Annotated in this window: 19 protein-coding genes; 12 read left to right on the forward strand and 7 right to left on the reverse strand. The window is 45.3% G+C overall.

Features of this window, described 5'->3' with window-relative positions; genetic code table 11:
* Positions 1-27 precede the first annotated feature (27 nt).
* Complete coding sequence (locus ACFQZR_RS27025) at positions 28-975, reverse strand: tyrosine-type recombinase/integrase (protein WP_379351443.1); 948 nt, start codon at positions 973-975, stop codon at positions 28-30.
* Positions 976-1,162: 187 nt separating this feature from the next.
* Between ACFQZR_RS27025 and ACFQZR_RS27030 the strand changes: the two genes are divergently transcribed.
* On the forward strand, positions 1,163-1,849 hold the full coding sequence (locus ACFQZR_RS27030; protein WP_379351444.1) for an HD-GYP domain-containing protein: 687 nt from the start codon (positions 1,163-1,165) through the stop codon (positions 1,847-1,849).
* Entirely contained in the window at positions 1,782-2,486 is a 705-nt protein-coding gene (locus ACFQZR_RS27035) for a hypothetical protein (RefSeq protein WP_379351445.1), read from the forward strand. Before ACFQZR_RS27030 ends, ACFQZR_RS27035 begins: the two co-directional genes overlap by 68 nt.
* 359 nt (positions 2,487-2,845) lie before the next feature.
* Here the strand turns inward: ACFQZR_RS27035 and qoxD are convergent, their stop codons facing one another.
* From qoxD to cysK, 5 genes are all read right to left on the reverse strand, one after another.
* Positions 2,846-3,130: a cytochrome aa3 quinol oxidase subunit IV gene (gene qoxD, locus ACFQZR_RS27040; RefSeq protein WP_026263979.1), complete on the reverse strand. Its 285-nt coding sequence runs from the start codon at positions 3,128-3,130 to the stop codon at positions 2,846-2,848.
* A 4-nt stretch (positions 3,131-3,134) separates the two neighbouring features.
* Positions 3,135-3,731, reverse strand: coding sequence for a cytochrome aa3 quinol oxidase subunit III (gene qoxC / locus ACFQZR_RS27045; RefSeq protein ID WP_379351446.1), 597 nt, complete (start codon positions 3,729-3,731; stop codon positions 3,135-3,137).
* Positions 3,728-5,674: a cytochrome aa3 quinol oxidase subunit I gene (qoxB, locus tag ACFQZR_RS27050; protein ID WP_379351447.1), complete on the reverse strand. Its 1,947-nt coding sequence runs from the start codon at positions 5,672-5,674 to the stop codon at positions 3,728-3,730. Before qoxB ends, qoxC begins: the two co-directional genes overlap by 4 nt.
* A gap of 29 nt (positions 5,675-5,703) precedes the next feature.
* Positions 5,704-6,648, reverse strand: a complete 945-nt coding sequence (gene qoxA / locus ACFQZR_RS27055) for a cytochrome aa3 quinol oxidase subunit II (RefSeq protein ID WP_379351448.1) — start codon at positions 6,646-6,648, stop codon at positions 5,704-5,706.
* Between the two features lie 608 nt (positions 6,649-7,256).
* Positions 7,257-8,192: a cysteine synthase A gene (gene cysK / locus ACFQZR_RS27060; protein WP_018757621.1), complete on the reverse strand. Its 936-nt coding sequence runs from the start codon at positions 8,190-8,192 to the stop codon at positions 7,257-7,259.
* Positions 8,193-8,498: 306 nt separating this feature from the next.
* Between cysK and ACFQZR_RS27065 the strand changes: the two genes are divergently transcribed.
* The 8 genes from ACFQZR_RS27065 to ACFQZR_RS27100 all read left to right on the forward strand — a co-directional run bounded on the left by ACFQZR_RS27065 (position 8,499) and on the right by ACFQZR_RS27100 (position 18,380).
* Positions 8,499-10,106, forward strand: a complete 1,608-nt coding sequence (locus ACFQZR_RS27065) for an S-layer homology domain-containing protein (RefSeq protein ID WP_379351449.1) — start codon at positions 8,499-8,501, stop codon at positions 10,104-10,106.
* A 149-nt stretch (positions 10,107-10,255) separates the two neighbouring features.
* The gene (locus ACFQZR_RS27070; RefSeq protein ID WP_379351450.1) at positions 10,256-11,551 is read left to right on the forward strand and encodes a sugar ABC transporter substrate-binding protein; all 1,296 of its coding nucleotides are present in this window, start codon (positions 10,256-10,258) and stop codon (positions 11,549-11,551) included.
* A gap of 36 nt (positions 11,552-11,587) precedes the next feature.
* The gene (locus ACFQZR_RS27075; protein ID WP_379351451.1) at positions 11,588-12,904 is read left to right on the forward strand and encodes a sugar ABC transporter permease; all 1,317 of its coding nucleotides are present in this window, start codon (positions 11,588-11,590) and stop codon (positions 12,902-12,904) included.
* On the forward strand, positions 12,905-13,738 hold the full coding sequence (locus ACFQZR_RS27080; RefSeq protein WP_018757625.1) for a sugar ABC transporter permease: 834 nt from the start codon (positions 12,905-12,907) through the stop codon (positions 13,736-13,738).
* Positions 13,739-13,833: 95 nt separating this feature from the next.
* On the forward strand, positions 13,834-14,748 hold the full coding sequence (locus ACFQZR_RS27085) for a LacI family DNA-binding transcriptional regulator (RefSeq protein ID WP_379351452.1): 915 nt from the start codon (positions 13,834-13,836) through the stop codon (positions 14,746-14,748).
* Between the two features lie 26 nt (positions 14,749-14,774).
* Entirely contained in the window at positions 14,775-16,118 is a 1,344-nt protein-coding gene (locus ACFQZR_RS27090; RefSeq protein WP_379351453.1) for an alpha/beta hydrolase, read from the forward strand.
* A 2-nt stretch (positions 16,119-16,120) separates the two neighbouring features.
* On the forward strand, positions 16,121-17,449 hold the full coding sequence (locus tag ACFQZR_RS27095; protein WP_379351454.1) for an alpha/beta hydrolase-fold protein: 1,329 nt from the start codon (positions 16,121-16,123) through the stop codon (positions 17,447-17,449).
* 223 nt (positions 17,450-17,672) lie between these two features.
* Positions 17,673-18,380, forward strand: a complete 708-nt coding sequence (locus ACFQZR_RS27100; RefSeq protein ID WP_379351455.1) for a DUF421 domain-containing protein — start codon at positions 17,673-17,675, stop codon at positions 18,378-18,380.
* Between the two features lie 50 nt (positions 18,381-18,430).
* Here the strand turns inward: ACFQZR_RS27100 and ACFQZR_RS27105 are convergent, their stop codons facing one another.
* Positions 18,431-19,486, reverse strand: coding sequence for a glycosyl hydrolase family 18 protein (locus ACFQZR_RS27105; protein WP_379351456.1), 1,056 nt, complete (start codon positions 19,484-19,486; stop codon positions 18,431-18,433).
* 133 nt (positions 19,487-19,619) lie between these two features.
* On the opposite strand from ACFQZR_RS27105, the gene ACFQZR_RS27110 reads away from it, so the two are divergent.
* Complete coding sequence (locus ACFQZR_RS27110) at positions 19,620-20,051, forward strand: CBS domain-containing protein (protein ID WP_379351457.1); 432 nt, start codon at positions 19,620-19,622, stop codon at positions 20,049-20,051.
* A complete protein-coding gene (locus tag ACFQZR_RS27115; RefSeq protein WP_379351458.1) occupies positions 20,052-20,234 on the forward strand; it encodes an H-type small acid-soluble spore protein in 183 nt (60 codons plus the stop codon).
* Positions 20,235-20,349: the final 115 nt, after the last annotated feature.

Below are 20,349 nucleotides of genomic sequence, written 5' to 3' on the forward strand. Positions count from 1 at the left end.
ATCGAACGAAATGATAGTCTTATTTACCTATAAGATATCTTTTAAGCATTCTTCGACGTAATCGGGAGCTGCTTTCTGAATTTGCTGAACAGTATGCAGATATCTTTGTGTTGTATTGATATGCGTATGCCCAAGGGACTCTTGTACCTGCTGGAGGGTCGCACCGCGTAGAAGGGCTAATGTCGCATTCGTATGTCTGAGCCAGTGGGGGGTTACCACTTTGGTTAGACCGCATTCTATTCGTGCATTTTGAATGATTTTCTCAATATAGCGTACAGAGATAGGGAAGATGCGCGAGTCTTTAGCAGGGGATTTTTGTTCCAGCATCATGAAGTATTGCGAGAGTAACGTCCACAATCGTTTCGGGACTTTCACTTCACGTTCTTTACCGCCTTTGCCGAATACGGTCAACCACATGGTGGTTCCTCCCGGATCGGTATGGAAATCCTCCTTCATAATCGATATGAGCTCAGATACCCGCAACCCTAGTAAGACAAGGGTTAATCCAATCAAATAATTCCTTAAACTCTGCTTCTTAAGCTGGTTGATTAGGTGAACCAATTCCGTTTCGGTGAGATAGTGGTTCTTACTTGTGATTGTTATTTTCGGAATACGAAGACTTGTCGTCGGATTGTTCGCGAAAATTCCAATGTTCGGATCATTCCCCCATTTATATAGCGATCTTAGAGGTGCAATAAGAGCTGCTACCGTTGCGGGAGCTTGCGGCTTATTCCCTTTACTTAAATACCCCTGAATTAACCCGAGTTTATACATCTCAAGTTCTTTCCACGTCGCTTCTTTAAGCGTTTTATTTCCGAGGAAATCCCTGAATTTATTAATGGCGTTCCGATAATTTCGTATCGTGTAGGCCGAATGATGAAACGAAGCTAGAAATATGTTAACGATTTGATCATCCGAATAAGTGTTGTGATCCATTTGTATAATGCTTTGAGATAAGATGGGTTGTGTTTTCAATCTTATGGTCTCCTTTATTATGCGAACAACACAAATTGTACGTACTAACCATTTTACCATGTATTGGAGGTAAAGGGGATGGATGCGGACAGGAATATGGGATGGATTGTTAAATATTGTTGAAGATCCTCAATTGAACGGGCGGTCTTCAATTTCTTATGCATAACATGGCGAAGAAGGTGAGGTATTGCAATACGTTCACATCTCGGAAGTGCTGCATGACTTGTTGGAGAAAGACAAGATCACGTATGAGCATAGTATCCGGGTGGGATATTTAGCGAAATGTATAGCGAAGCAATTACAACTAACCAAGACGCAAGCGAGTCAGCTGATTATGGGTTGTTGTCTTCATGATATCGGTAAAATTCTAATTCCGACGGAGATTCTGATGAAGGATACGCAATTGACGGCGTATGAATGGGATGTCATGAGACAACACCCGATCCTTGGGGCAGAACGACTATCGTTACTCCAGCTCGGTAGTCGTACGGTCATGGATATCGTCAAATATCATCATGAACGGTGGAATGGCGAGGGTTATCCTTCCGGATTAATGTGGGATAATATCCCTCCGTTTGCACGGATATGCGCAGTAATTGATGCCTTGGACAGGATGATATCAGATCAGCCTTATCGACCGGCAATGACGATTGAGGAGGCTAAGGCTGAATTAATTCGCAACACCAATAGTCAATTTGATAAAAAATACGTTGCAGCATGTCTACGAATCCCGGATGAAGAATTATTGAGGAAGGAGATCGATATTCTAGAGCTGCTAAAGGACATGGGAGTGAAGGAGGAACAACATGACAATTTCAACTTTATTTCCAGTGATGCAAAGCGAGTTTCTAGACGAAGCTACAGCACGAATTAATTATGTAGGTCAAGAAATCAATAAGGTAGATTTGTCGAACAAGTCCAATCGATTGTTAGAAGTTGAGCAAATGAAACAACTCAGATATGAAATGGAACGGTTGTTGAACCTTGTACGGCATTGGAAGCTGAACATGACTCACGATATTATTAATTTGATTTTTCGCAGCATGGATCAAATGCGAATGCTGAAGGATGCGATTCTGCTCGGGTATAACGTCACAGCGGATGTTATACCATTACTTCGAGAATTAAGAGGTTACGCCGAGACAAGTAAGAAGAACGCCAACATGCGTCAAGATATATTAAGCAGTATTTCAGCAGAGGCTGGCAAGGCATTCAACCTGGATGCTATCATCCATCGCATTCAGAATGAAGGAATCCGTGTGCTTCAGATTCAGGTTGGTCTCGCTTCCCGATGCATGATGAAGATGGCCTGTGCGATGGTTATACTGGATCAGATCGGCTCCTTGGTCGGTGAGGTGCTGTATATGGAGCCGAGCAGCGTCGAGGCGGGGGAGGACTCCTACAGCCAGGTCCGATATATAGTTGTTGATCCGGTCCAAGTGGATGATATCCAAGGGTGGATACGATCGATGGGGGATGTCACCAACGTCGATGTTCACTTCAGGGTTTAGAATCGTGGATTCAAGGTTTAAAGTAGGAAAAAGCGCCGCATCTGCAAGTGCGGCGCTTTTGGTCTTCCTCCATCCTTCTCCCGCCCCGGAAACCTCAGAGAGAATCCTTGGCGGTTTGTTCTTTGGGGTGTTTGGGTTGATTTCAAATGAATCTAAGATGGAAGGGTAGAACTCGCGGAAAAGTCTACGTCCGGTCTTTGGCAGCCCATTTCATCCACCTCATCCAATCAAGGAAATGGGCGAACAAGAACCGGTTGGAGAGAGGTCTACCGTGGAATCGGCCAAATTCATTTGAAATCCCCCGCCTTTCCCCACAACAAAGAAACCGCCAGAGATTTCTCTCCGACGGTTTCTTCTTATTAGTAACCCCAAATCATCGTGAACAACGTACCGAAGATCGTAACAAGACCCACGAAGAGGGCATAAGCAATGTTGAGGTAGAGGCTCGTTTTCGTATCCTTCGATTCATTGATGTGCATGAACAGGAACAATTGCGTTCCGGCTTGCAAGATGGCACAGATGAGTAGGATTGCAAGTCCCACGGTGTAGGTGATGCCATCCATCAGAACCGCTAGCGCGACGACCGAAAGGACAAGTGAGAAGATATACCCCATGACATGCTTGATTGGGAATAGCTGCTTCATCATATCACATCATTCCTTTCAAGTAGACAAAGCTGAAGATGAAGATCCAGACCACATCAAGGAAATGCCAGTACAAGGAGAAAATAAACGATTTATTCGTTGTATCTGGCGTGAAGCCTTCACGTTTGATTTGAATCATGATGGCAGCTCCCCAAAGGAAGCCCATCGTAACGTGGAGACCATGCGTACCCAGCAGGACGAACAAGCTGGATAAGAATGCACTAGTCGATAGTGTTGCTCCATCATGTACATACGTAACGAACTCTGTGATTTCGACGCCCAAGAATCCAAGACCCATGAGTAAGGTAATGGCGAAGAACACGAGTGTTGCTTTTTTGAAGCCGTGGCGCATCGCATGAATCGCAAGTCCACAAGTGAAACTACTCGTTAAGAGTAGGAATGTCTCAACAAGAACCCCTTTTAATTCGAAAATCTCACTGGCTGTCGGACCGCTGCCCGCACGATTCCAGAGTGTGAAATAAACGGCGAACAACGTAGAGAAGAGGGCGATCTCCGCACCTAGGAACACCCAGAACCCGAAGATTCGGTTACTGTTCTCTTCTGTGCTGTACTCGAGCGGTACATTCGTATTTATTTTCATACGAGTTCACCTCCATGTTTCTTCTCTATCTCCATGATCTCTTTGACAGGGATGTGTCGACCATGATCGCGCTCAAATGTACGAGCTGCAAGCATTATGATAACCGCGATACCCGCGATGATCGATGGAATCCACCAGCTGAAGACCAAGAAGAAACCTAGGAAGAAGAAGATTACGCCGAGAATAAACGGTTGGCCGCTGTTATTCGGCATATGAATCGGTTCAATTTTACCTTCAAATAGTGGTTGGTTTTCTTTCTTCGAATGCCAGTAAGCATCCATACCTTTAACGTTCGGTGTACGTGCAAAGTTGTATTCAGGAACTGGACTGTGTGTAGCCCATTCAAGCGTACGACCGCCACCCCATGGATCGTTTACATTTTCACGTGGTGCATAACGGAAGCTCCAATAGATGTTGTAGCATAGGACAACGAAGCCAAGTGCAAGTCCGACAGCACCGATCGATGCGACCATATTCAGCGGCCCGAATCCGGAACCTTCGGAATAGGTGTACATCCGACGCGACATTCCGTTCAATCCCAAGAAGAAGAGCGGAAGGAAAGTCACGTTGAAGAAAATCGTAATTAACCAGAATGCAAGTTTACCAAGACGTTCGTTCAGACGGAATCCGAAAACTTTCGGGAACCAGTAATGGAAACCTGCGATAACGGCAAATACTGTACCTGGAATCAATACGTAGTGGAAATGCGCAACCAGGAACATCGTATTATGATACTGATAGTCCGCGGAAGCCATAGCAAGCATAACCCCAGTAACTCCACCGATTGTAAAGATCGGAATGAACGCTAACGTGTACAGCATAGGTGTCGTGAAGGATATTCGGCCTTTCTGCAAGGTGAATAACCAGTTGAATATCTTGACCCCGGTAGGAACTGCAATGGCCATCGTTGTAATCGAGAAGACGCTGTTGACCATCGAACCATGACCCATCGTATAGAAGTGATGCGCCCATACGACGAAGGAAAGTAACGAAATGACAACCATACTCGCAACCATTGATTTATAACCGTACAAATTCTTTTTGGAGAATGTCGCGATAATTTCACTATAAATACCGAAGGCCGGCAAAATAACGATATAAACCTCTGGATGACCCCATACCCAGAACAAGTTCGCCCAGAGCATATCCATCCCGCCGTTGGCCATCGTGAAGAATTGGCCTCCGAACATCCGGTCGAACATCATTAGTGCAAGTGCTACGGTAAGAACCGGGAATGCGAACACAATGATAACACTTGTGATCAAGATAGACCATGTGAACATTGGCATTTGCATAAGCTTCATGCCAGGCGCACGCATTTTAAGAATCGTAACGATAAAGTTAACCCCTGTTAGCATTGTACCGATACCGGCAATCTGTAATGAAATCGAATAGAAGTTATTCCCGACGGTCGGACTGAATTCCAGACTCGCGAGCGGGAAGTACGCTGTCCATCCTGCATCTGGGGAGCCCCCGATGACGAAGGATATGTTGAATAACATCGCTCCAGCGAAGAAGAGCCAGAAGCTGACTGCATTTAGTCTTGGGAAAGCAACGTCACGCGCGCCAATTTGCAGTGGAACGACGACGTTCATAAGTCCGATAATGAATGGCATCGCCATGAATAGGATCATGACAACACCATGCGTTGTGAAAATTTCATTATAATGCTGTGCGTCGAGCAGCCCATTCTCAGGTACAGCGAGCTGTGCCCGCATGAGCAAGGCATCCACACCGCCGCGGAATAACATAAGCAGTGCAGCGATAATATACATAACGCCGATTCGCTTATGATCGACGGTCGTTAACCATTCTCTCCAAAGGTAGCCCCATTTCTTGAAATAGGTCAGACCGATGAGGATTGCTAGAGATGCAACGACGATACTCACCATAGCGGCGTAGATCATCGGTTCTCCAGTGACGAAAAATTCATCCAGTTTCATACTGTTATTACTCCTTCCTGTCCCATCGCTTATTCGTGCTGCGAATGATCCATCGATCCCGTATCATCCATGTCCATGTTCGAATGATCCATCGATCCTGCGTTGTCCTTGGCATCTGCGTCGCCGCCATGATGATGTCCACCATTTGCACCTTCAGGTGCTGGACGGAATTCAAGATGCGTAGAAGAGTATGTCTTACGTCCGACAACCGGTGTAGCCAGTAATTTATCGAACTCTTCCGGTGTTAATTTCGAAGCTGTTTTCTTCACATCCTCAACCCATTTGGTGTAATCCGCAGGGGATTGAGCCAAGACTTCGAATTCCATATGTGCGAATCCTTTACCCGAGAAGTTCGAGTTCCTACCATAGAATGATCCTTCATGTTCAGCGACAAGATTGAGTTTATTCACCATATCGCTCATCGCATATTTCTGACCGCCAAGCTGTGGAACCCAGAAGCTTGTGATCGGTCCGAATGCATATAGACGGAATTCGATCGGGCGGTTCGTAGGAATATTGACATAGTTAACCGTCTCAATGCCTTCTTCCGGATAACTGAAGTGCCATTTCCAATCGGAAGATGACGCATAAATAACAAGTGGCTTCTGATCCTCATACCCGACGGGTACATTCTCGACCGCGTTGGTCGAACGAACCGTTACGACGGATAGAATCACGACGATGATGATCGGGATAATCGTCCAGATCAGCTCCAACCACTTGCTGCCTTCAATATGAGGCGGTTCATAACCTTCATTAGCTTTCGTAGCGCGATACTTCGTTAGCATGTAAATGTACAAGACGTAGACGACAAGCAGTACGACAGCCATGATGATCATGGAGAAGATAATCGTGTTCGATTGCGTCTTCGCTACCGGACCTTTTGGATCCAGTACCAGCAGTTTCGAACTACACCCACTTAATAGCATAATGAGTGAGATGAACAATAATAATAGCGGTCCTCTCTTTTTCATAAGTAACCCCTTCCTTAACAATGCAATTCACATGTTGATGTATTTCAAGAGAACTTAATTTTCTTTTATCTTATTAAGATATTCAGTTAATAACAAACCCTATTGAGAACCAATAATGGAATTTAATGGTTCTATTTCTAACAAAAAAAGATGACAATTTCGTATTAAAAGCCGAAAATGTGTTAAATATCACTGAAAATCGCCAAATTCGCCGATTTTGATATTTATTCATAAATGTGATAGAAAGTACAAATATCAAAGTTTCGTCACAATTGAAAGCGGTAAATCACGGATTTTTGGAAGTAATGACCAGAAATAATGAGGTATTCATGAGAAAATAAGCGAAAATGAGAGGAAAAAGAAGTTAAAATTTTGACTATTACGTGTCTGATCTGTGATCAAAATAAGGCGGCAACAGGATTTGTTTGGTATTGGATGGTGTTTTCTAATAAAAGGAAATTTGAAATATCGCCTAAAATCTTCGATTTTCTTCGTTTTTCATTTTTGAATTTTTTGTGACGAAATTCACAATATGTGAACAAATAAAGACCATGCCAGGCACATGCCCAGTATGGTCTTCTTCCATTTATAATTGTCGGGGTTATCTTTTATTCTTCATCAAATAATGGCGTGGATAGGTAACGTTCACCTGTATCCGGTAGAACCACGACGATGTTCTTGCCTTTGTTCTCAGGACGTTTAGCGACGAGCATCGCAGCATAGGCAGCAGCACCAGAAGAGATACCGACGAGCAATCCTTCACGTTTCGCGAGAATACGTGCGGTATTGATCGCTTCGTGATTTTTGACGGTAATGATCTCATCAACCACTTCTGCCTTGAAGTTTCCTGGAACGAATCCTGCGCCAAGACCTTGAATCGCATGGAGGCCACGTTTGCCGCCAGAAAGAACAGCCGAGTCAAAGGGCTCAACAGCGATGACTTGAATGGCAGGGTTTTTGGCTTTGAGCGCTTCGCCTACACCGCTAACCGTACCTCCTGTACCTACGCCTCCAATAAAGATATCGACTTGACCATCCGTATCCCGCCAGATTTCCTCCGCCGTCGTCTTGCGATGAATGGCAGGGTTCGCAGGATTATCGAACTGCTCCGGAATGAATGCGCCTGGGATTTCCTTGGCTAGCTCGTCCGCTCTGCGAATAGCTCCGGTCATGCCTTCTGTAGCAGGGGTTAGTACGAGTTCTGCGCCAAGCGCTTTGAGCAATTTTCTCCGCTCAATACTGAACGTCTCTGGCAAAGTAATGATGAGTCTGTAACCGAGAGCGGCTGCCGCAAAGGCAAGTCCGATCCCCGTGTTCCCACTCGTGGATTCAATAATGACCGAATCGGGTTTTAGCAATCCGCGCTCCTCGGCATCCTTGATCATCGCGAATCCAATGCGGTCTTTGACACTACCCGCAGGGTTGAAGTATTCGAGCTTCGCAATAATTGACGCTTCTAGTTGGTGTATTTTATTGTAGTTGGACAATTCCAACAACGGTGTATTGCCAATAAGTTCGGTTAAGTTTTTATAGATATTCGGCAATGCAATTCCCTCCAAAGATATGTTCAAATATAAGGATTTATAAGTTTCACGAATAAACTGTTCTTATATTTCTCGCTTAAACGCTTATTGTCCTATAGAGGACGACGAAGTCGCTTATGCTTGTTCCTATAAGATTAATCGGTTATATAACCGTATCATGAATGCGTTCAAAACACAATTTTAGCGGTGCGGAGACAGGTTTTCTTCGTAATTACCATTATTTATATATTGTCCCATATCATTCACGAATGTCATGATGATTATGCGAATCTATCAAATTTTGCTAGTGAAGGAGATGATGTGTGGATGAGTGTTTCAAAATACATAAAGGGTGCGGTGATTGGGCTTTCCATTGCTGCAGTCACGTTAACGACCATACCGAAGACGGAAGCGGAAGCGGATAGTCATCGATTCGCAATGTCTTATATTTATTTTGGCAAGCCGGATCAATATCTTCAAGCCGTGAACCAGACCAAGGGCAGTCTGGATATGGTATCGCCGAGTTATTTTGATTTGAACGAGAATGGTTCCTTGAAGTTGACTGAAGCAGTGGATCCGAAGTTTGTTGCGGAGATGCACAAGCAAGGGATGAAGGTTGTTCCATTCCTAAGCAATCACTGGGATCGGAAGCTGGGCGTTGCTGCGCTATATAATCGAGAAGCATTAACGAAGCAAATTGCTGCGGCGATAGAGAAATATAATCTAGACGGTGTAAATGTCGATATCGAGAATGTCACAGAGAAACAGCGTGATGATTATACAGCCTTCGTGAAGATGCTTCGTGCAGCCATTCCTGCCCATAAAGAGGTCTCGGTCGCTGTGGCGGCGAACCCGGATGGTTGGGATAAGGGGTGGCATGGGTCCTACGATTATGCCGAGCTCGCGAAGGTGAGTGATTATCTCATGATCATGACATATGATGAGAGCTATGAGGGTGGAGATCCTGGTCCTGTTGCAAGCTTACCATTTGTACAGAAATCAATTGCGTATGCGCTCAAGCATGTGCCAAGCGACAAGATTGTGATGGGGATCCCGTTCTACGGTCGTTACTGGAAATCGGATGGCAGCATTCAAGGGCTTGGAATTCAGAACACGGTTGTAACCAGCCTCATTGAGAAATACAACGGGAAAGTTGTCTTTGATTCTGCGAGTCAATCCCCCAAAGCGACTTTTACGATTCCAGCCGGCGATCCGGGAACAACGGTCCATGGGAATCGAATCACAGCAGGCAATTATACGGTCTGGTATGAGAATGAGCAATCGATTAAGGCGAAGTTGGGTCTTGTCCAGAAGTACAATCTGAAAGGCGCAGGCAACTGGAGTCTGAATGAAGAGTCCGGCAGCACGTGGGATTATTATTCGACCTGGCTGAACAATTCTTCATATTTGGATACGATCGGCCATTGGGCAGACGAATCTATACAATTTGTATCGGAAAAAGGATGGATGACAGGGACGGGGAATCGACTTTTCCAGCCGAAAACGTCATTAACACGCGCACAAGCAGCGTCCGTACTCGTACGAATGTCAGGCGCGAAGCTGCAAGCAGGGAGTCAGACCTCCTTGTTCAAGGATGTCCCATCGAACTATTGGGCAGCAGCGGACATTCAGATTGCGAAGCAGCGCGGACTGATTAACGGCTATGAAGACGGTCGATTCCTACCTAATCAATCCGTAACACGGGAGGAACTGGCTGTAATGCTGGCTAAGGTGCTGCAGCAGCAGCCAACATCGTTGACCACTGCATCGTTCAAGGATGTGAGCAGCAGCCGCTGGTCGGCATCTGCGATCGCTAGCTTAGCACAACGCGGCGTCGTTAGCGGTTATGAAGACGGAACGTTCCGTCCGACACGTGCGGTGACACGTGCTGAACTGGCTGTGATGCTGCAAGCTGGAGCGTCAATGCAACCATAAATCATGGATGAATAAGGGGCCTTCTAAGGCCCTTTTTTTCATTTTGATATGGGTTGACATAACAAGGAAATTGAAGTTATCATATTACTGAAGTTACTTAAACGTTTCAGCACTTAAACGTTTAAGGTCCAAATGGAGGGGGCAAATACATGTCAAGACGGTTGATGATGACTGCAGTTATTGCTGTTCTTTTCAGTTTTTCATTTCTTACTGCATGCGACAAGGCAGAGAACTCACCTGGGAAGGAAGAGCAGGGTAACGAAGCGCAACAACAAAGTAATAGTTCTGAAGGATTGCAGCCTGAACCAGGCGCGGAATTGCTTGTCTGGGAATCGAAAGGTCCTGAATTCGATTTTTTGAAAGCGATCTCAGTGGAATTTGAGAAGAAATACGGTGTGAAAGTAAAAGTTGAAGCGGTTCCGGCGATAGACAGTGTTAAGAAGCTGACGACGGACGGTCCGGCAGGAATCGGAGCAGATGTCTTCTCTGCACCGCATGATCAATTAGGAAATGCCGTTACGGCAGGTCTCATGCTGGAGAACGATGTGTTCGACGAGAAGACGACGAATGAATTTATGTCCAGTGCCATCAGCGGCGTCAAGTATCAAGGCGTGCTCTATGGCTTCCCGACGGCGATCGATACGTATGCGTTATTCTACAATAAGAAACTGATGGATAAAGCACCTCAAACCTACGAGGATATCATCAACTTCGCAGTGACCTATAATGATCCCGCCAATAAGAAGTTTGCCTTCATGTGGGATGTCGCACAGCTGTATCAATCCTATTCGTTCCTAGCGGGCTATGGTGGGTATGTATTCGGTAATGAGGGTACAGACGCGAACGATATTGGTTTGAACAATGTGAAAGCGATCGAAGGGGCGAAATTCCTACAGTCGCTTAAACAAATTCTTCCGATTAACGTCAATGATATGAATGACAATATCATCACGGGTTTCTTCCAAGAGGGTAAAACGGCGGCAATCATTAACGGGCCGTGGCTGATTTCCAATCTATCCAAAGACAACCTGGATTATGGGGTCGCGCCGCTGCCACTGCTGCCGAATGGCGAACATCCGAAGAGCTTCTCCGGGATCAGAGCATTGTATGTCAATTCCTATACGAAGTATCCAGCTGCTGCGAAGCTGTTCGCTAGCTTTGCAACGAATAAGGAGAATTTGAAATTACGTTTCGAAATGACGACGCAGCTACCACCGCGGAATGATCTAACGAATGATCCGATCCTGACGGAGAATCCGAATGCACTCGCATTCCTAGAGCAAGCGAAGTATTCTACTCCGATGCCTTCCATTCCGGAAATGGGGAATGTGTGGCAGCCGGCCAGCGCAGCAATTGCTTCGATCTGGAATGACAATCAAGACCCTGCGGCAGCCCTTAATAAGGCGGTAGAACAGATCAAAACGGCAATGAAAACGAAGCACTAAATGAATTTTTAATTTATTTCTAAGGCGGTCTGCAGAATGCATGTAAACCTAGACGCTCGTCGCTATCGGACCAAAGCTGCTATTTTTTCCGCACTATTTATCGGGTTAGGACAGCTTTATAATCGGCAATATGTGAAGGGCTTCCTATGGATGGTCGTGGCCCAACTGTTCTTCTGGACGTATTATCCCATTGCCTTTAAAGGCATAACCGGCCTGCTCACGTTAGGCGACGTGCCATCACGAATCATGAAGGGGAAAGTGGTCCAAGGCGATCATTCGATCTTTTTGCTTATTAATGGACTTATCACCGTTGTGATCATTCTATTGTTCTTGGGCATGTACATCATGAATATTGTTGACGCGAAGAAAAATGGCGAGATTCGGGACGAAGGGGGCCAAGTGCCTGGATTTATCGCATCCCTGAAGAGGGCTAAATTTCGGAACTTTCCTTATTTACTCTTGTTGCCAGCCTCCTTCTTCGTACTATTCGTGACAGTCATGCCATTAGTCTTCAATGTATTGATTGCATTTACGAACTATTCGGCTCCGGATCATATTCCTGACCGTTCCTTGGTTGATTGGATCGGATATGCATCGTTCTACGATTTATTTACGCAAGAGGCATGGCGATCTACTTTTGTAGGCATTGCGGTATGGAACATCATTTGGGCTACCGTGTCTACCATTTCGGTTTTCTTAAGTGGTCTGATCCTCGCGATGATGGTGAATCATCCGAGAGTTAAGTTCAAGAAGTTCTGGCGTACGGCGTTCATCCTGCCATGGGCGGTTCCACAATTTATCTCGATCCTTGTATTTCGAGTGCTTCTGAATGGGTCGTTCGGTCCGATTAATGATCTGATTGTCAAACTTGGATTTTCGCCAGTATCTTGGCTCTCGGATCCAACCATGGCAAAAGTATCGATTATTCTTGTGAATCTGTGGTTCTCGACGCCATTTCTCATGGCGCTTATGTCGGGCGTACTCACAACGATGCCGCGCGATCTGTACGAAGCTGCAGAGGTTGACGGTGCATCATGGAGGCAGAAGTTTACCAAAATTACGCTTCCGCTTGTGCTCTTAGCTACTGCGCCCATATTGATTATGCAATTTGCTTTTAACTTTAATAATTTCAATTTGATTTATTTGCTAACGGATGGTAACCCGAATCAACCGGATTACTTCTACGCCGGAAGTACGGATATTCTGATTTCGTGGATTTTCAAAATGACGCTGAATCAGAGCCAGTTCAACATGGCTTCCGCTGTATCCATCATCATGTTTATACTCATAGCAGGGTTCTCTTTATGGAACTACAAGCGAATGAAGTCAAATCAAGAAGAGGATTGGGTCTAAATGTCTAAATTAAAAAGCAATTTAGTCGTCATAGGGATTTATATGGTATTTATCGTGCTGTTGATCACGACCATTTATCCAATGATCTGGGTTGTCGGAACCTCGCTCAATCCAGGGAATACCTTATTGGTCAGCAAGATGTTCCCGGACAATCCGTCGCTGCTGCATTATGTTGAGTTGATTCGGAATACCGATTTTATGCTGTGGTTCGGCAATACACTTAAGATTGCTGTGGCGAATGCATTTCTATCGACCATCCTCGTTGCGATGACGGCATATGCTTTCTCCAGATTTCGCTTCAAAGGCCGGCAGCAGGGGCTCATGACTTTGCTTGTTTTGCAGATGTTCCCGGGCTTCTTATCGATTATGGCGATCTTTGTGCTGCTGCTGCAGACCAAATTGCTCGATACACATCTAGGGCTGATTCTCATCTATGTCGGCGGTTCGATTTCGATGGGGACTTGGGTGATGAAAGGTCATTTTGATACCATTCCTAGAAGTCTAGAGGAAGCTGCTTTTATCGATGGCGCGAGCAATAAAGATGCGTTTTTCCGAATTATTCTACCTTTATCCTTACCGTCGATTACCTTTGTCGCTCTGAATAGCTTCATTACACCGTTCATGGACTTCATATTGCCGCAAATTGTATTGCGGTCATCGGAGAAAATGACGTTAGCGCAGGGGCTATACAGTATGGTCGCGAATGAGACCAATTCGAGCTTTACGGTATTCGCTGCTGGCGCGGTATTAGTGGCCTTGCCGATCACGCTCTTGTACATGTACTTCCAGAAGTATTTAATCCACGGCATGACAGCAGGCGCAGACAAAGGATAAATCTGACCCTCTCATGACTTGCAAAATTGACTTTGAAAAGGCAGTATGCTTAAATTAACTTAAACGTTTAAGTCATGGTGAGAGGTCGGATTCATATGAAAAAAACTACGATTAAAGATATTGCGAAAGCAGCAGATGTATCCATAGCAACCGTGTCTTACATTCTGAATGATGTGAAGACGCAATCCATCTCGGATGAAACCCGTGTCAAAGTACTAAAAGTCGCGCAGCAGCTGAAGTATGTGGCGAACCGTTCTGCTCAATCGTTAAAGATCAAGAAAACAGGACTGATGGGTATTCTGTTGTTCAAGGACACCCATCAAAGCCCTGGATCGGCTTTGAAATATGCCAAGACGATCTACAAGCTGGAGGAGCTGTGCAGCAATCTCGGGTATCATGTGATTTTTATGCAATTGGACAGCGCATCCTTATCCTATAAGGTCATTATGGAACGGAATTTGGATGGCGTGTTCTTAATTAATGCGGATCGGGAGAAATTCTATGCGATCTCGAATCAATTTGGGTTCGGGATTCCGGTATTCGTCATCGATAGCTATATCGAAGATTCGTTGTTTCACAAAATTATGCCGAACTTCGGGCAAAGTTTTGCAGCGGCCCAGACGTTACTGGGGCAAGCGCCGGAGTTTCTCGTGATGGATGCCTATAACAATACAGAATTAAGAGAAGTCATCAAGCAGCAATCGGGATTGGACGAAGATCGAATTTATGTCTATGAGAATCGTGAGGGGATGCAAGCTTTTTTATCGAAGTTTGCGGGTAAGCCTGGGATCGTAATCAACGAGTTCTTGGCGAATGAAGCCTGGAAGGCGCATAAGAATCTGGTGGCATGCTGTACATCCCATTGCGAGGAGTTATTCCCGGACGACATGATGAAGATATCATTTAATCTCAATGACTACACGGAAGTTGTTAATATGATGGACAGTTATATTAATGATGCGGCGTATGTCAAAGAGGAGAAGTTTTTCTTATTGACCGCCACATCATGATTCTTATGTGGTGAGGAGAATGCGGAGTGGATGTTTCGCGGTTCATACAACTTAAAGATTTCGAATCGAAGATATTAAATAATACGAGAGAAGTGTTCATATATTTGCCGCCAAGCTATAACCTGAATGATCAAGAGCGGTATCCAGTCTTATATATGCATGACGGTCAGCATGTTTTCTTCGCGGATCAGAAGGGTGAGTCCTGGGATGTGCATACTGCCGTAGATCGGTTGGTTGCGGAAGGGAAAATGAGAGAAATCATTGTGGTCGCGATCTCTCATATTGAAGATGCTAGAATTGCCGAATATATGCATGCGAATCCGCAAGGACATAATATTTTTGGCACAACCAATCAAGGGGAATTATACGAGGAATTTCTCGTTCGAGAAGTAAAGCCCTACATCGATACAACCTACCGTACGTTGCCGGGTAGAGAGCATACAGCGCTCATGGGCTCGTCAGCTGGAGGATTAGTGTCCTACAATATTGGATTTCGAAAATCGGATACGTTCGGCATGATCGGCGCGTTATGTCCTTTCTTTGTCAGTGTTGACCCGAATACGATGGAAGACCGCTGGTTAAGCCATGTGTACACGGAGAAGAAGGATTTGAAGATATGGATGGATGTCGGCGATGCTGAAGGCTTTACCGTGATGGAGAAGCATGTGCGCCAGGTGGCGGATGTCCTGACCAACACGGGTTATCAGCCTGGTGAGGACTTGATGTATTACTATGCTGTAGACTCCGGTCATTCGCAGAAAGATTGGGCAGCTAGAGTTCACGCGCCACTCCTTTACTTTTTTGGGGAGATTGGCAAGCCGATCTGTTTGGAATTGCATGGGCCTGAGACGGTTGGGCTGCAGGGGGCTAAGCGTAATTTAAATGCGATCGTTTACTTCGACAGTGGTTTTATGATGACCGATTTACAGGGGACCTATGAAGTGGCTGATCCTGAACTGCTGGATGTGACGGTGGATGGAAGACTCCTTGCCAAGAAAATAGGGCAGACAAAGGTGACCTATCACTATGCGCATTTGACGGCTTCGTTAGAGCTGAGCGTTATCCCGCATCTGTCCCCGACCGCTACTGTGAACGTCTTCGTGAAAGTGCCGACAACGACACCACTGACGGATTCCTTATATGCAGGCATTGAATTGCCGATGATTCATAATCGACTCTTCGGTGGCACGTTCGAAGTACCGCGAGATATGTCTTTCGAATTCCGTATTTCCAGAGGACTGGGCAAGCACGAGACGGATCGCTATGGCCACGAGGTCCCTTATCGCAAATTTACGGTCACGGATGGGTTAATCCTGAATTACGTCGTAGAGAATTGGGTGGATTGTGTACCAGCGAGGGAGGTGCAATAAAGATGGAGCATCGTTCAAGCATGCTTAGGATTGAAGGTTTCTATTCGTCTTATCTAGATAATCAAAGAGATTTGTTTGTCTATCTGCCGCCTAGTTATGACCAAGACTCAAGTAGACGGTATCCGGTGCTGTATATGCATGATGGTCAGAACATTTTTCATCCGGCATTTAACGGGTATTCTTGGAACGTCCATGAGACCATCGATCAGCTGGTTCAGGATAACAAGATGGAAGAAATCATCGTTGTCGGTATCTCCAATATGGGCATGGATCGGTCGAATGAATTTACTCACGATATGGACGGCGTACGCTATCAGGATGATAAGGTAGATATTCGGCCATTGGGGCACTTGTATGAGAGATTCCTCATCGAAGAGGTTAAACCTTATGTCGACAGGATATTCCGTACAAAATCAGGTGCCGAGCATACCGCATTGATGGGCTCCTCCCGTGGGGGGCAGGTGACGTATCATATCGGGCTTCGCCGTCCAGATATTTTCAGCAAGCTCGGCATTATTTCACCGTATTTGTATTACGTAGATCCGCTGACATTGGAGGAATTCCCGCAATATCACTCTTTTCAGAGCAAGCAGCCGATTTCACGTATCTGGATCGATTTGGGCAGCAGCGAAGGTCTACTGATTATGGAGAAGCATGTACGCGAAGCGGCCGAGAAGCTGGTGGAGCTCGGATATGAAGCAGACAACGAACTGCTCTATCTGTACGCGCCCGAAGCGGCTCATGTAGAGAAGGATTGGGCGGCAAGACTGATTTCACCGCTCATTCATTTCTATGGCAATAAGGGGAAGGCACGTGTAGTTACTTTACACGGTCACGATGAAGTGGGCATGGTGGGTGCGAAGAGCCGACTCAATCCGATTGTCGAGATGGAGAATGGGCTGCAGATGACCTTGTTGCGTGCGGATTATCAAGTCTCGAATCCTGAAATACTCGATGTTCGGGCGGATGGTACCCTTGTAGCGAAATCTACAGGAGAAACTACGGTCACCGTGCAGTATCAGGGGCTTCAGGCGAGCAGAACCATTCGAGTCATTCCGGAGACCCCAGAACATGTGACACTGGACATCATCGTTCACGTTCCGCCGAACACGCCAGAGGTTATTAGGATTTACGCGTGGTTCCCATTGGCTGATGCCGGTCATGGAACGTATACGAATCATTTGCGTCTTCCTCTGCACACGGAGCTTGTGTTTCAAGTGACAAGAACGGATGGGCGTATCGAGTTAGATCAGAATGGGAATCCGGTAGAGCACAAATATAAGGCTGCTGCTAATGGGACCGTCGAAATATATGTAGAGCGATGGTCTTAGGTAAGCAACAGAAAAGGAAAGATAGATATGACGTTAAGCTTTTCTGTAGAGGGGAAAACCAAACAGAGAAAGTTCTTCTTCTACATCGATTGTAACGATCTTAAATTCCGTACGCTATAAATCGAATGATGAACATCTGGTAATATCTGTTTATTTCTCTGTGGTTATGGGCATATTAGCAGCATGCTTATAAGGTAAATGAACGGGATAAGGAGAATAAGAGATGAACCAGATGTTCGAGATTGTGATTCGATCAGTGGCCTCCTTTGGGATTATGATGGTTATCGCTCGGATTCTAGGCAAAGCGACGATTTCACAGATGACCTATCACGATTTTGTTGCAGCGATCACGCTCGGTGCGATAACCGCCAATCTTGCATTTAATGTGAAAATGAACGGTTGGCAGCTGCTCGTTTCGCTATTTATTTTCGGCAGTATTGCTTATTTGTTCCTGATCCTGGCAATGAAAAACCGGACGATTCGCAAATGGATCTCCGGTCAACCGACCATCATTATTCAAGAAGGGCAAATATTAGAGAACAATATGCGAAAGATGAAATTCACGCTCGATACCTTAAATCAGGAGCTGCGTGAAAAAAATATTTTCAATATCGAAGAAGTCGAATATGCGGTGTTGGAACTAAATGGCAAGTTGTCCGTGCTGCGCAAAGAGGAGTATCTGCCTGTCACGCGTAAAGATTTCAAGATGAAAAGCAAGAAGCAATCCTTTCCGACTGAGCTCATCATGGATGGTGAACTTATTGACGATAATCTGAAATTGAGCGACGTAAATAAGGAATGGCTCTTGCAGCAAGTGAAGAAGCGAGGCCTCACGGTTAAAGATATCAATTACGCGGTGAAAAGCTCGAACGGCCATTTGTTCTTGGATCCTTATACGGATCAGATTAGGCATCCAATCGACAAGGAATAGCCCAAAGGAATGGAGAGCTTAGCGTATTCGGAATAGGCCGATCGTCGTTGTTACTTGCGGAATACATCCCAAATTTCTGGCGGTTCTTGACCTATAAACCAGATGGCGGTACCACGTAACTTATATTGATCAACAAGGCCTAGTCGCTGTTGCATCGATTGTTCATCCTCAACCCATATTTGATGTTTTTTATTCTCTTCTGTATACTCGATAACATTTTGTTTGGATTGCGGATCCCATTTCTTCTTTAATCCTTTGTCCGCAATAATCTTCTTCACTTCGATTAATGTAAGATCTTTTTGTTCGGTTTTCTTCGTTTTTAGATCGGTAACCCAATCTCTTGTGTAGAAGGGAACAGCAAGAATAACTTTGCGTGCAGGTACATCTCGCAATAATAGCTGGATCCCTTTCTCTACCCAAGGTAGAGATGCAACGGAACTGATTTTCCCTCCTCCGCCTAAATCCTCATCATACCCCATCATAATGATATAATCTGCTGCTTTGCCCAGTTCATGTCGATCAAAACTGCCAGACCAGAATGGATCAGGGTTCTCACGACTGACATCGACAGAGACGAGAATGCCGTGGGGATGAAGAGTCTCTTGAAGTTCTCGGATAAAGGATACATAGATTTTTTTATCCTTGATGTCTATATTTTCGAAGTCAACATTAATCCCATCGATATCGTTATGAACGAGAATATCGCGCAGGCGATGAATCAACTTTTCGCGTTTCTTCGTATTGCTTAGGACGAGATGCGTTAACTCGGGATCAAATCGATTACCGAACAATGGCCATACTTGGTGGCCTGATTGATGCGCCCAACGGATATACTTAGGGTCAACTGTTGATTGAACGAATTGCTCTGCCTCCAATCGGAACCAGCTAGGAGATACCACATTAAGGCTGGGGGCGGTATTGTTTTGTTCTATATACTTCTCGGTTGTACCGAAGGCATTCCATCCCAAGACGATGCGATTTCCGCAATTCGAAGCTTGTTTCTGTTCGGGTGGTTGTATTGGTGGAGGAGGCTGTGTTGAAGCGTTACATGAGGTCAGTAGGATGACTGCGAAGATCAGCAGGGGGATAATAGAGCGTCGCATCATATCACAATCCCTTCATCAAATGATGTTTACGAATTGTATATTTCCCTTGCGGCCTCGTACGTACTCACTGGAATTCATCCGAATAAGAAACACGGTTTCAGGCCATTCTAACCACTGAATAAGGAGGGATCTAATGAAAACTTTACGTGAGATTATGTCAACCGATTGTGAAACCGTTGCACCGGATCAGAACATTCATCAGATCGCAGTGATGATGGAGCAGAATAACATCGGGTTCGTCCCCGTTGTGAAAAATGACAAGCTAATTGGTGTCGTAACAGACCGCGATCTTGCTGTACGTGGATATGCTGCCAAACGACCAGGCTCTGCACAGGCGGAAGAAGTGATGACGAAGAACATTGTCACGGCAACGCCGGATACAACCGTCGATGAAGCTGCCAAGATCATGTCACAAGAAATGATTCGCCGCTTAGCGGTCGTCGAGAATGGTAGTCTTGTCGGTATTGTTGCAATCGGAGATTTGGCTATTGAGAATCATTACGATCATTTAGCCAGCGGTGCACTAAGTGATATTTCCCAGCATACGGATGTGCCGCATCATTAAATGAATACACAAAGAGCTGTTGAAATCTCTGTATCACCGGTCATGGCAAATGTGATCTACGAAGGGGAGCGGGTATACATTCAGCATGTGAATGAAGAAAATAATATGGCAAGAATATACCCCCTCGATCATCCGCAATATGAGCAGAACGTTCCAGTACACATGCTTATCGAGCACGAATAACAAAGAAAGCAGGCTGACGCTATAGTATTATAGTGAAGTGACCCCAAAAAGTTAGACAATATTTTTATGCGACCTGTTGGGCATGAGCTCGGTATTGTACCGGGCTCATGCCTTT

This window comes from Paenibacillus sp. GCM10027629, from assembly GCF_042676425.1.
Lineage (GTDB): Bacteria > Bacillota > Bacilli > Paenibacillales > Paenibacillaceae > Paenibacillus_K > Paenibacillus_K terrigena.